The sequence below is a fragment of the Pseudomonas sp. TNT2022 ID642 genome (assembly GCF_028656995.1).
Classification (GTDB): Bacteria; Pseudomonadota; Gammaproteobacteria; order Pseudomonadales; family Pseudomonadaceae; genus Aquipseudomonas.
This window is the reverse complement of sequence record NZ_JAMDGW010000016.1, coordinates 93753-106311: the sequence shown is the minus strand read 5'-3', so window position 1 is coordinate 106311 and position 12559 is coordinate 93753. Positions and strand designations below refer to the sequence as shown.

Genomic DNA, 12559 nt, shown 5'->3' with positions numbered 1-12559 from the left:
CACGAGGAAACACCTGCAAACACTACTCGACCACCAACCGCCCCAAGCGCTGGCGCAACATGCGGTTCTCGGCGCGTAGCTCGCGCACCTCTTCCAGCAGATCCAGCGCCAGGGCAACGCCTTCCCACTCCAGCTCCAGATCACGGCGCAACTTTGCCGCACGCTTGGCCAAGGCCAATTCGTAATCGGTGAAGCGCCATTCCCGGGGCTGCGCGCCCTGAGGTTCGAGGATGCCGTGCTCGACGATTTCGATCACGTAGACGTCCGACAAATCGGCCGCCTCACAGAATTCTGCCAGGTCCAGTTGAACGATCAGGGGGCTGCTCATGATGGGCTACTCCGTCGTCGAATTCAGAAGTTCTCGCGCGGGTTGAACGCGGCTTTCTTCGCCAGTTCCTGCCACAGTGCCTTGACCTCATCGTCGGACGCTTTCGGCATCACCGCTTTGAGTTGCACGAACAGGTAACCGCGCTCGCCCGCCTTGTTTTTCAGGCCATGACCTTTGGCGCGCATGCGTTGGCCGTTCTGGCTGCCGGCCGGCACCTTCAAGTTGATCTTGCCGGTCAGGGTCGGCACCGCCACTTCGGCACCCAACGCCAGTTCCCACGGTGCCAGCGGCAAGGTGATGATCAGGTTTTCGCCTTCCACATCGAATTTCGGGTGCGGCGCAAAACGAATGGTCAGGTACAGATCGCCATTCGCCCCGCCACCGACGCCCGGTGCGCCCTGGCCCTTGAGGCGGATGCGCTCGCCGTCGGTCACGCCCGCCGGGATCTTCACGTTCAGGCTCTTGCTGGTGTTACTGACGTGCTGGCCGTTGGCGTTGTACTGCGGCACTTGGAAGGTGACTTTCTTCGACTCGTTCGCCAGCGTCTCTTCGAGGAAGATCGGCAGTTCCATTTCCACGTCTTGTCCCCGGCGTCCTGCACTGCGTTGTTGTCGACCATCGCCGCCACCGAAACCGGGGCCGCGATTGCCGAAGATCGAACTGAAGAAGTCCGAGAAGTCGCCGGTGTCGCCACCGCCACCGCCAAAGCCGCCGCGGCTCTGCCAGCCCGGTGGCCCCTGGAACGGCTGACCGTGCTGGCCATAACGGCGCAGTTCGTCATATTCGGCGCGTTTGTCGGCGCTCTTCAGCGCTTCATAGGCTTCCGAGGCGTCTTTGAACTTGGCCTCAGCGTCCTTTTCCTTGCTGACATCAGGGTGGTATTTGCGCGCCAGCTTGCGATAGGCAGCCTTGATTGCCTTGTCGTCTGCTGTCGGCTCCACGCCGAGTATCTTGTAATAGTCTTTGAAGTCCATCGAAGGAATCACCATCCGTTATCGATTTCGCGCCGATGCCAGCATGCGCCAATTCGCGCGTGCCGGGTTGACCGATCTCAAGGTTGTGACCGGGTGGCGCAGCAGAAGTTTATCGGCAGTGGACGGCGGTTCTTGCGACCGCCGGTGGTTCTGCCGGCCCATGCCAGCAAGTTGGGGGCAAAGTCCGCGCTTTCAACCCAGTCTAGTCGCGAAATAGCTGATGACCGGCCTTCGAATCTGGCGCGCACTGACATACACTGCGCGGCCGTTTTTTTGACCGGAACCGAAAGACATGAAAGACGCCTCTCCAGCCCGTGCCTGCGGCATCGACTTCGGCACGTCCAACTCCACCGTCGGCTGGCTGCGCCCCGGCATGGAAACGATGATCGCGCTGGAAGACGACAAGATCACCCTGCCGTCGGTGGTCTTCTTCAACATCGAGGAACGCCGCCCGGTGTACGGTCGTCTGGCGCTGCACGAGTACCTGGAAGGCTACGAAGGCCGGCTGATGCGCTCGCTGAAGAGCCTGCTCGGTTCCAAGCTGATCAAGCACGACACCAGCGTGCTCGGCACCGCGATGCCGTTCAAGGACTTGCTCGGCCTGTTCATCGGCCAGTTGAAGAGCCGTGCGGAAACCGCCGCCGGTCGGGAATTCGAGCAAGTGGTGCTCGGCCGTCCGGTGTTCTTCGTCGATGACGATCCGCTGGCGGACCAGGAAGCTGAAGACACCCTGGTCGACGTGGCGAAGAAGATCGGCTTCAAAGAAGTTTCCTTCCAGTACGAACCGATTGCGGCAGCCTTCGACTACGAGTCGACCATCGAGAAAGAAGAGTTGGTACTGATCGTCGACATCGGCGGTGGTACGTCCGACTTCTCGCTGGTGCGCCTGTCGCCTGAGCGTCGTGGCCTGGATAACCGTCACGATGACATCCTCGCCACTGGCGGCGTGCACATCGGCGGTACCGACTTCGACAAACAGCTGAGCCTGCAAGGCCTGATGCCGCTGTTTGGCTACGGCAGCCGCATGAAGAGCGGCGCCTACATGCCGACCAGCCACCACATGAACCTGGCGACCTGGCACACCATCAACTCGGTGTACTCGCAGAAATCCAGCCTGGCGCTGGGCAGCATGCGCTACGACATCGAAGACACTGGCGGCATCGATCGCTTGTTCAAGCTGATCGAACAGCGTGCCGGGCACTGGCTGGCGATGGAAGTCGAAGAAACCAAGATCCAGCTGACCCACACCGACAGCCGCCATGTGCCGCTGGACCGGATCGAAGCCGGTTTGAGTGTTGAGCTGACCCGAGCGCTGTTTGAATCGGCAATCGATGCGCTGCTGGAGCGAGTGCGCGGCAGTGTCACGCAATTGCTGAACGATGCGGGCGTGGCGGTGGAGCAGGTTGATACGGTGTTCTTCACCGGTGGTTCGAGCGGTATTCCGGCGCTGCGTAACAGTGTTTCGGCGATGCTGCCGAATGCGCGGCATGTTGAAGGGAATATCTTCGGCAGCATTGGTAGCGGATTGGCGATTGAAGCGATGAAGCGCTACGGCGCCATGAACTGACCTGAAATCGGCGTCGCGCCTTTCGCGAGCAGGCTCGCTCCCACACTGGATTGCATCTCAACTGAAGGAATGCGGTCAAAATGTGGGAGCGAGCCTGCTCGCGAAGGGGTCCGTTCAGTCGCTACAAGGCTTGGATCAAACCATCCCGCCCAGCTTCAACTCACTCTTCAGGTACGCATAATAAATCGGCCCCGCCACCACTCCCGGCAAGCCGAACGCGGCCTCGAACACCAGCATCGCCAGCAGCAACTCCCATGACTTGGCACTGATCTGCCCGCCGACAATCCGCGCGTTGAGGAAGTACTCGAGCTTGTGGATAAAGATCAGATAACCCAGCGCGGCAATCGCCACCCAGATTGACAGTGACAGGCCGACGATGGTGATCAGCGTGTTCGACATCAGATTGCCGATCACCGGCAACAGGCCGAGCAGGAAGGTCAGCACGATCAGGGTTTTCGTCAGCGGTAGCTTGATGCCGAACATCGGCAGGATCACCGCGAGGAAGATCCCGGTGAAGAAGGTGTTGAGCAGGGAAATCTTGATTTGCGCGAAGACGATGTTGCGGAAGGCCTGCACCAGCAGGTGCAAGCGATCAAACAGGGCCGCCGCCAGCGGTTTGCGCTTAGTGACGTCGGGGATGCGCTGCAAGGCGATGATCGCGCCGAGCACCATGCCGATCAGCAGCGTCACGAACATATGTGCCGCGTCTTTGCCGACCAGTTGCAGGTCGGAAAGATGTTTGCCCATCCACTCGCCAATCGCCACACGGAATTCCGCAGCACTGGCCGGCAGATAGGCATCGATGAACGGCGGCAACTGCCCGCGTGCGCGGTCGACCACGCCCATGAATTTGTCGAGGGAAGCTCCAGGGTTTTCCGCTTCGTGCAGTAAGAAGCTGATGGCGCCAGCAAATAGCAACGCCAGCACGCTCACCACCAACGTGCCCAGCAACGCCACCGCCAGCCATCGCGCGCGGCGGCCTTCGATCAGCCGTTGCAGTTGCGGGGTGAGCATGTTGACCAGTTCGAATACCAGCAACCCGGCCAGCAGGCTCGGCAACAAGCGCAGCGGCAGCACCAGCAGCAAACCGCCGAAAATGATGATGCAACTGACCCAGAACACTACATGACGCTCAGAAAACGTTGGCATACAGCCTCAAAACGAACGGCGTAAAAGGATTGGCAGTCTGCCAGCGTTCCGGGGTGAGCACTAGAAATATGCGGTGCTTCAGCTTTTGGTGCCCGGCTTTAGATCCAGCCCTCACCCTAGCCCTCTCCCAGAAGGAGAGGGAACCGATTGGGAGATGCTCTGGATTTCCAGTGACCTGAAACAGCGCCATGGAATCCATGATCGACCGGTTTTTCCGGTCGACGAATATCTTGAAACACTGCGGTCAGTCCCCCCTCCCTCAGGGAGAGGGAACCGATTGGGGGATGCTCTGGATTTCCAGTGACCTGAGAGCGCGCCGTGGAATCCATGATCGACCGGTTTTTCAGGTCGACGAATGTCTTCAGACAACGCGGTCAGTCCCCTCTCCCTCCGGGAGAGGGTTAGGGTGAGGGCGCACTCCACAGAACCGGGTTATTTTTTCTTCAGGCAATCACTCATGAACGTCTTGCGCGCATCGCCGGTCAGGGCTTTGGTGGCGGCATCGGCGTTGCAGGTTTTCATTTTCTGCTGCTGCGGGGTCAGGGCCTTGGCATCGTTGGCCGCTGGCGTTGCCTTGAGGCAGGTGCTCATAAAGGTTTTGCGCTCATCGCCTTTCAGACTCTTGGCGGTCGCATCGGCATTGCAGGTGGTCATCTTGTTCTGTTGCGCCGTGGCGGCGAAACCCTGGGAACACAGGAGCAAACCAATCATCAACAACGGCACACGCAACATCTTCATGGAGTTTTCTCCTTGTCGCCGCACCGATGGGCACGGCCTCTGCTGGAGTGTAGCCAAATCCTGTTACACCTTCCTGCCTTCCAGATGGCTACGGCGATACTGCTCCGGCGTACACCCGGCCTGCCGCGCGAACATGGCGATAAATGCCGAGCCGCTGCTGTAACCGAGGTCGAAGGCGATTTCCTGCACGCTGCGTGAAGTTTCCAGCGCCTCGATCGCGGCGAGATAACGCAGACGCTGGCGCCACTCGCCAAAACTCATCCCCAGCTCCCGAACGAATTGCCGGGCCAGCGTGCGCTCACTGACGTGCACTTGCAGCGCCCAATGCGCCAGCGGCTGATTGTTGCCCGGTTCGGCCTGCAAGGTTTCGAGGATCGCCAGCAAACCCGGGCTGCTCGCATAGGGCAGATAACACTCATGCACTGGGGCCTGTTGCAGTTGATCGACCAACACCTGCGCCAGCCGCTGATCGGCATCGAGTTCGGGAATCTTCACGTCGCGGGCGGCGAAATCCTTGAGAATCGCCTTGAGGATGTCGCTGATCGCCAAGGTACAGGCACGCTTCGGCAGTTCGGCGCAGACCTTGGGATCAAGGCACACCGCGCGATAGTTGACCGGTTGATGGCTGTAGAAACTGTGCTCGACCTGCGGCGGCACCCACACCGCGTACTGCGGCGGCGACATGAAGCGGCTGCCGTCGACGTCCATGTGCAGCACGCCGTGCGCGGCGTACTCCAGCGTGCCCCACGGATGGCGATGCGGCGCGGCAAATTCATGGGCGTTGAAATCGGCATAACGAAAGTAAACCGCCGACGGCAGTTCGCTGAAATCCAGCAGATCGATATGTTTACTGTTCATGCTGTCCGGTTTCAGAGGCAGGTTGTCCGGTTCGCAGTATAGGCTTGCATCCAGACAAGGGATAATTGCCCTTCATCAATGTAATGGTTTCAACTCATGCAATACGCGTTTCCGCTGCTGGCGATTTTTATCTGGGCCGGCAATACCGTGATCAACAAACTCGCGGTCGGGGCGATTTTCCCCGCCGAGATTGGTTTCTACCGCTGGCTGCTCGCCGGTTTGCTGTTCACCCCGTTCATGCTCAAAGCGGTGATTGCGCACTGGCCGCAGATCCGCCCGAACCTGGGCAAGATTTTCATCCTCGGCGTACTCGGCATGGCGGTGTATCAAAGCCTCGCCTACTTCGCCGCAACCCTGACCACCGCCACCAACATGGGCATCATCCTGTCGCTGATGCCGTTGATGTCGCTGGCCATGGCGATCATCAGTCTCGGTCAGCGTCTCACCGCTGGGGCGCTGGTCGGTGCGGTGCTGTCATTCGCCGGCGTGCTGGTGGTGGTGTCGTCCGGTAGCCTCGGCGCGTTGCTGCAACACGGGGTGAACATGGGCGATGCGATGATGTTGATCGCGACCCTGGCCTATGCGATCTACAGCACACTGCTGAAAAAATGGCAGCTACGCCTGCCGCCGCTGGTGTTGCTGTATTTGCAGGTATTGGTGGCGATTGTCGTGTTGTTTCCGTTGTATGCCGCTTCGCCGAAGACCGGGCTGACTCTGCAGAACATTCCGCTGGTGCTGTATGCGTGTCTGCTGGCATCGATGCTCGCGCCGTTGGCGTGGATGCAGGCGGTGCAGCGCCTGGGGCCGAGCCGCACGACGTTGTTTTTCAATCTGCTGCCGTTGATTACCGCGCTGATTGCGGCGGTGGTGTTGAGGGAGCAACTGGCGATGTATCACTTGGTGGGCGGGTTGCTGACGTTGGGCGGGGTGATTCTGTCCGAGCGCTGGACCACCGTGTTGGGCCGCCGCATCAGCGTTGCCTGATGGAAAAGATCGCAGCCTGCGGCAGTTCCTACATGAGTTCGGGGCGTTCACAAAATTTGTGTTCGACACCGAACCTGTAGGAGCTGCCGCAGGCTGCGATCTTTTGATCCTAAAGGCCGGCAGCCTCAAGCCGCGCCGCATGCTCGACAAACAACCGCACCGGATCCGCGCCGTTACCCACCAGCCCCAGCGACTGGTTAACAATGTCGAAGTGATCCAGCGGATAGTCATCGCCAATCACCGTGCCCAGATGCGAGCTGTACCGTCCGACCATCCCGTCGCACTGCCCCGGCTCACGCACGAAGGTTTTCGCAAACAAGCGACAGCTGCGATTCGTCCCATCAAACAGATTGCCACCGCGATCGGTCTTGCCCGGCTGCAACGTCCCCGACCACGAGTAATAGCGCACGCCGTTGACCTCTTCCGGCCCGTGCCCGCCCCACGTCTCGGGCAAGCCCTGTGGATAACGCTGATTGAACAGCGCCACGCCCTCAATGGTCAGCGATTGGTGCGAGGCGTGAATATCCACCGGCAGTTTCGGCCCGTGGTAACCGGTCTCCAGCAGCGCCATCAGCCAGCCGACAAAACGCAGCAACGCTTCCAGCAGCCGCCCCTTGGCGCTGTCCGCCGGGTAGTTTTTTTGCAGATAGTCAGCCAGCTCCGAGCCATGATTCGGCCCGGCCACCGATGTCACCGAAGCCACCAGATCCGGCCGTTTCGCCGCCGCATAGCGCGCCGTCAGCGAGCCCTGACTGTGGCCGAACAGGTTGACCTTTTGTGCCCCGGTCTCGCGCAAGATCTCATCGATGCGCGCCAGCAACTGCTCGCCGCGCACCTCAGTCGAGTTGAGCGGCGACACCTGCACCGCAATCACCGTCGCACCACCACGGCGCAGCGCCTTGATGATGCCGTACCAGTACGGATAGAGCACCAGCCGGATAAACCCGAGCATGCCGGGCACCAGCACCAATGGATAACGCGTCGACATGGGCAAACATCCTTGTGGTCGGTGAGTGGATGCCAGACGTGCAAAACGCCCGCCAAGCATCCTCCCTGATGATGACAACTCAACGACCAGCCTACTTCAGGCCCACCACCCCCGCCACAATCAGCCCGACTGACAGCAGTTTGACCAGCGTCAGGCTCTCGCCGAGCAAGGCGAAACCGAGGAACACCGTGCCCAGTGAGCCGATCGCGGTCCAGATCGGGTAGGCGATGCTCACCGGCAACTCGCGCATCGCCAGTGTCAGGAAGTAGATCCCGCCAACCGCTGCAATCACCGTAATCACAGAAGGCCAGAGCCGGGTAAAGCCCTCGGCGTACTTCATGCCCATGGCGAAGGTCACTTCAAACCCGGCGGCGATCAGCAGTAACAACCAGGCCATCTAGAACTCCCTGGCCAGGTCGAACAAACGCTGCTCGGCCTCGGTCACCGACACCGCGAAGGTGCGTTCGGCGGACTCTTCGCCCTCGGCCGCGACCACGCTGACGTCGTTGATGCCGATGAAACCCAGCGCCGTGCGCAACCATGGATCGGCGTGGTTCAAGGCTTCCAGTTCACCACCCGGGCCGAAACCGAAACCGCCGCGACTGGTGACGATCAGTGCCTTCTTGCCCTGCAACAGCGGGGTGTATTGGGCGACGCCGTTGTCCAGTGTGTGGTCGAAGGTCAGGCCCAGGCGCACGATCTGATCGACCCAGGCCTTGAGGCCGCTGGGTACGCTGAAGTTGTACATGGGCGTAGAAATCAACAGCAGGTCGTGATCGAACAACTCGTCGACCAATTGATCGCTCAGGGCCAGATCGGCCTGCATCGACAGCGGACGTGCTTCAGGCTGTGGATAAAACGCCGCGGCGACAAAGGCTTCGTTAACCGCCGGAATCAACGCCCGACCGACCTCGCGGCGAGTCACTTGCGCCTGCGGGTGACGCACCTGCCAGGCATTGAGAAAACTTTCCGCCAGACGCCGCGAGTGGGAACGGTCGCCGCGTGGGCTGGCATGAATCGCAAGAATTCTACTCATCTGTAAATCCTCCGGACTAGAATCAAACTGCTTTTGGCTTGCAGCTTGAAGCTCGCCACTGCTTCTTCTCAAATGAGCAAAAATCACTCTGGATGAATTGATTTCATCTATGGAGCTTTCAATGTTTGCCTCGCTGCCTCTCACCGCTCTGCGCGCCTTTGAATCGGCATCACGCCTTCTGAGCTTCAAGGCTGCCGCCGAAGAGCTGTCAGTCACACCCACGGCGATTTCCCACCAGATCCGTTCGCTGGAAGACTGGCTCGGCGTCGCGCTGTTCGAACGCCTGCCACGCCAGGTGCGCCTGACCGAGGGTGGCGAGCGCCTGTTTCGCAGCCTGCACGGCGCATTGCTGGAGGTGGCGCAAAGCGTCGACACCCTACGCCCACAGCGCAACGCCAGCACGCTGACGCTATCGACCACCGCCGCCTTCGCTGCGCTGTGGCTGGTGCCGCGCCTCGGGCGCTTTTATGCGCAGCATCCGAACATCAACGTGCGCCTCGATACCCACTGCGAAGTCATCGATCTGCATCAGGACGCCAGTGTCGATCTGGTGTTGCGCTACAGCCTCGACGATTACCCGAATCTCTACGGTCTGTGCCTTTTCGATGAATCTTTCGGTGTGTACGGCTCGCCCGAGCAAGTGGCGCTGGCCGCGCGGCGCACGCCGACGCTGATCAGCGTGCGCTGGCACAACTCGAAACTGTATGCCCATGGCTGGGAAGCGTGGTGCGCCAAGGCCGGCGCAAACTGGTTGAACCAGCCACCGGCCATCCGTGAATACGATGAAGAGCATTACGCCCTGCAAGCGGCGATCGCCGGGCAAGGACTGGTGCTGGCGAGCAACATTCTGGTGTCGGAGAGTGTCGCCAGCGGTCTGTTGGTGCCGTTCATGGGCCAGATTCAAGTCGATGGCGCCGGCTACAGCGCGTTGTGTGTCCCGGGACGTGAGCGGCATCCGCCGGTGCGGGCGTTTTTTGCCTGGTTGCGGGGGGAGGCAGTTTTGTCCGGGCTGGCGCCAAGATCGCAGCCTTCGGCAGCTCCTACAGGGGTTGCGTAAACCGATAAAACTTTTTGCAACGCTCATGACTCACAGCTTAGGAAGCGACCGCGTCCGCAGAACGTGGCGCCCATCGGATTAGCCTCCAGGAGATCGAAATGAGCGACGACCTGCATCTGTCAGATGTTCAAACCTTGCGCGAACGTGCGCGCCAACACGTCGAGAACGGCGCCGTCACCGAGGGCTACAGCGCCGACCGTGAAGAGGTGCTGCGCTTGCTCAATGAATCGCTGGCCACTGAACTGGTCTGCGTGTTGCGCTACAAGCGCCACTACTTCATGGCCAATGGCGTGAAAGCCCATGTGGCCGCCGAAGAGTTCCTCGAACACGCCACCCAGGAAGCCCAGCACGCCGACCGCTTGGCCGAGCGCATCGTGCAATTGGGCGGCGAACCGGAGTTCAACCCCGACCTGCTGTCGAAAATGTCCCACGCGCAATACGTGGCCGGCAACACCCTCAAAGAGATGGTCTACGAAGACCTCGTTGCCGAGCGGATCGCCATCGACAGCTATCGCGAGATCATCCAGTACATCGGCGAGAAAGACCCGACTACCCGGCGTATCTTCGAAGATATCCTGGCGCAGGAAGAAGAACACGCCGATGACATGGCCGACATCCTGAACGACCTGTAACCCTTCAAAACCGCCTGCTCGCGAAGGGGCCGCAACAGAAACAAAAAGATCGCAGCCTTCGGCAGCTCCTACATGGAAATGCATTCCAAGGTAGGAGCTGCCGAACGCTGCGATCTTTTGATCTGGCTCTTATTTAGTGGGTTTAACGGTGACCGGCGCCTTGCCCGCCTTCATCTGCTCCAGCAATGGCGCACACTGATTCGGCTCACCACCACTCGGCGCCACCAGCGCCAACAGCCCCGCCGCCGGCGCTGCAATCACACCTAGAGCAACCATCCCCGCCCCGCGCAGCAGCAGCGGCACGGCCTTCACGCCCGCATCCGGCTTGATGAACTTGCCCCGCACATACAGCGGCGAACGCAGGGAAATCAAACGCCAGCCCTTGGATTCCGGCGTCACCGTCAGATCCAGTTGCTCGGTGGCCATGTTCGCGGTGCCGTCGATATAGATGATCGCGTTCTCGGTATCGAAGACAAACAGCTGCGTGGTGGCCAGACCGCTCTTGATGTCGAAGTCCGCCGCCGCGCAGTTGATCTTCACTTCCTTGTCGCCAAAGATCTTGCCGACCACGTAGTTACCGACGTTGAGACCGGCCAGTTCCATCAGCTCACGGCTGATCGCGCCATCGTTGATCAGCATCTTCAATTTGCCGTTGGCTCCGCCCAGCAATTTGGCCACCGAGTTGCCGCGACCAGTGATATCGGCGTCGCCGTTGAGTTCACCGAAACTGGTCTTCATTGGCTCGAACGTCGGGAACAGTTCCTTGAGCTTGAACCTGCGAGCGGTCAATTTGGCGCGACCTTCCAGCGGCTCGGTGCGACCGTTGAGGCGAATCTGTGCATCGAGATTGCCGCCAGCGACGCCGAAGCGCAGCGGCTCCAGGCTCAGTTCGCCGTCGTTGAGTTTCAGGTGGGTATAGAGGTCGTTGAAGGGCAGTTTCTCGCTATGGACGATGCGCTTGCCGGTGAACTCGACATCAGCGTCCATCGCGCGCCAGCGATCGGTCTTGAACTCTTCCACCGGCAGCACTTTATCCGCTGGCTGTTTGCTTTCGCCGCCGCGAGCCTTTTGCTTGTCATTGGAGTCGGCGCCGATCAGCGGTGCGAGGTCAGCGAACAACAGTTGATTGGAGAGCAACGCACCGCTGAGCTTTGGCCGTGGCTGGCTGGCGACGTAGGTCAGGTCGCCATGGATGTCACTGCTGCCGATCTTGCCGTTGAACTGCTCATAAGTGAATTTCGCCCCGGCCTCATCATGCAACTTGGCGATCAAATGGCCGTCGGTGGCATACGGCGGCGTATCCGGCAGGGTCACGCCAGTCAGCGGATACAGATTGCCGAGGCTGGCACCGGCCAGTTTCAGACGTAGATCGAGGGCGCCGAGGTTGAGCGGATCGGTCAACGTGCCGGCGAGTTCGATGCTGGTGTCGCCGATCTTCGCCTGCGCCTGCAACGGGAATGGCTTGCGCGCATCCTGCAAAGCGAGCAGCCCGCCGATCTTGCCCTGGCCGGTGAGGTTCTGGCCGTGGTATTGGCCTTTGACCTTCAAGGCGAACGCATAATCCTGCGGTGCACCGCCCTTGTCCTGGGCGGTTTTCGCTGCTTTGGCACCGACGATATCGCTGTACGGAATGGGCTTGCCCAGCGGATCGATCAGCACATCGAGATTGGTCTTGAGCGTTTGATCGTCGAGGGTGACATGGCCCTTGTCGAAACCGATGGCGCCGATGTCGACGACCCAATTCGACGGCTCAGCGTTCGGATCTTTCGGGTCGAACTTGAACGTCCAGTTGGCGCGGCCATCGGCCAGACGCTGCAACTCGGCATTGGGTTCGGTCAGGTCGATGCGCGGAATCACCACCCGTTGCGCCAACAACGCCAGCGGCGAGATACGCAGTTCGACACGCTTGAGCGTGACCATCTGCGGTTTCTTCGACCAGTCAGGGTTGCCCAGGCTCAAATCCTCAGCGACCACATGCGGCCACGGCACCCACGCACGCCAGCCACCCTCGTCCGGCTCGCGCTGCCAGATCACCGCGAGGTTGCCGTTAATAGCAAACGGTCGGTGCAGTTCTTCCGAGACTTTGGCGTTGAGCGGCGGTTTGATCCGGTTCCAGTCGAAGAACACGATGATCAACACCAGCACGGCGAGTAGCAGCACGAGGATGGCGAAGGTCCAGCTGAAGATTTTTCCAGTGCGCGTCATGCACAAAGCTCCTGATCACGACCGCACGCAAGACTGCGGCGTA

At 60.3% G+C, this 12559-nt stretch carries 13 protein-coding genes; 4 read left to right on the top strand and 9 right to left on the bottom strand.

The window, feature by feature from the left end; translation table 11 throughout:
- Positions 1-22 precede the first annotated feature (22 nt).
- Positions 23-328 (bottom strand): chaperone modulator CbpM, encoded by a 306-nt coding sequence (locus M5G26_RS16900; protein ID WP_016984795.1) that lies wholly within the window; start codon positions 326-328, stop codon positions 23-25.
- Positions 329-351: 23 nt separating this feature from the next.
- The gene (locus M5G26_RS16895) at positions 352-1302 is read right to left on the bottom strand and encodes a DnaJ C-terminal domain-containing protein (protein ID WP_150693051.1); all 951 of its coding nucleotides are present in this window, start codon (positions 1300-1302) and stop codon (positions 352-354) included.
- 292 nt (positions 1303-1594) lie between these two features.
- Here M5G26_RS16895 and M5G26_RS16890 point away from each other — a divergent pair, with 292 nt between their 5' ends.
- Positions 1595-2869, top strand: coding sequence for an Hsp70 family protein (locus tag M5G26_RS16890; RefSeq protein WP_122599275.1), 1275 nt, complete (start codon positions 1595-1597; stop codon positions 2867-2869).
- 135 nt (positions 2870-3004) lie between these two features.
- Here M5G26_RS16890 and M5G26_RS16885 read toward each other — a convergent pair whose 3' ends face one another.
- From M5G26_RS16885 to M5G26_RS16875, 3 genes are all read right to left on the bottom strand, one after another.
- Entirely contained in the window at positions 3005-4018 is a 1014-nt protein-coding gene (locus M5G26_RS16885; RefSeq protein WP_122606540.1) for an AI-2E family transporter, read from the bottom strand.
- A gap of 432 nt (positions 4019-4450) precedes the next feature.
- Positions 4451-4756 carry a PsiF family protein gene (locus M5G26_RS16880; RefSeq protein WP_038360460.1) on the bottom strand — a complete coding sequence of 102 codons (306 nt, stop codon included), beginning with the start codon at positions 4754-4756 and terminating at the stop codon, positions 4451-4453.
- A gap of 63 nt (positions 4757-4819) precedes the next feature.
- On the bottom strand, positions 4820-5614 hold the full coding sequence (locus M5G26_RS16875) for an AraC family transcriptional regulator (RefSeq protein ID WP_093430359.1): 795 nt from the start codon (positions 5612-5614) through the stop codon (positions 4820-4822).
- A 96-nt stretch (positions 5615-5710) separates the two neighbouring features.
- Between M5G26_RS16875 and M5G26_RS16870 the strand changes: the two genes are divergently transcribed.
- Positions 5711-6598: a DMT family transporter gene (locus tag M5G26_RS16870; protein ID WP_273916007.1), complete on the top strand. Its 888-nt coding sequence runs from the start codon at positions 5711-5713 to the stop codon at positions 6596-6598.
- A 109-nt stretch (positions 6599-6707) separates the two neighbouring features.
- Here M5G26_RS16870 and M5G26_RS16865 read toward each other — a convergent pair whose 3' ends face one another.
- The 3 genes from M5G26_RS16865 to M5G26_RS16855 all read right to left on the bottom strand — a co-directional run bounded on the left by M5G26_RS16865 (position 6708) and on the right by M5G26_RS16855 (position 8622).
- The gene (locus M5G26_RS16865; RefSeq protein ID WP_273916006.1) at positions 6708-7586 is read right to left on the bottom strand and encodes an esterase/lipase family protein; all 879 of its coding nucleotides are present in this window, start codon (positions 7584-7586) and stop codon (positions 6708-6710) included.
- A 91-nt stretch (positions 7587-7677) separates the two neighbouring features.
- A complete protein-coding gene (locus tag M5G26_RS16860; RefSeq protein WP_273916005.1) occupies positions 7678-7983 on the bottom strand; it encodes a DMT family transporter in 306 nt (101 codons plus the stop codon).
- Entirely contained in the window at positions 7984-8622 is a 639-nt protein-coding gene (locus tag M5G26_RS16855) for an FMN-dependent NADH-azoreductase (RefSeq protein WP_273916004.1), read from the bottom strand. It abuts the gene before it with no gap.
- Positions 8623-8731: 109 nt separating this feature from the next.
- Here M5G26_RS16855 and M5G26_RS16850 point away from each other — a divergent pair, with 109 nt between their 5' ends.
- The gene (locus M5G26_RS16850) at positions 8732-9679 is read left to right on the top strand and encodes a LysR substrate-binding domain-containing protein (protein WP_191625146.1); all 948 of its coding nucleotides are present in this window, start codon (positions 8732-8734) and stop codon (positions 9677-9679) included.
- A 98-nt stretch (positions 9680-9777) separates the two neighbouring features.
- A complete protein-coding gene (locus tag M5G26_RS16845; RefSeq protein WP_134175811.1) occupies positions 9778-10311 on the top strand; it encodes a ferritin-like domain-containing protein in 534 nt (177 codons plus the stop codon).
- Between the two features lie 129 nt (positions 10312-10440).
- On the opposite strand, the gene M5G26_RS16840 is transcribed toward M5G26_RS16845, so the two are convergent.
- Positions 10441-12516 (bottom strand): AsmA family protein, encoded by a 2076-nt coding sequence (locus M5G26_RS16840; protein WP_273916003.1) that lies wholly within the window; start codon positions 12514-12516, stop codon positions 10441-10443.
- Between the last annotated feature and the right edge of the window lie 43 nt (positions 12517-12559).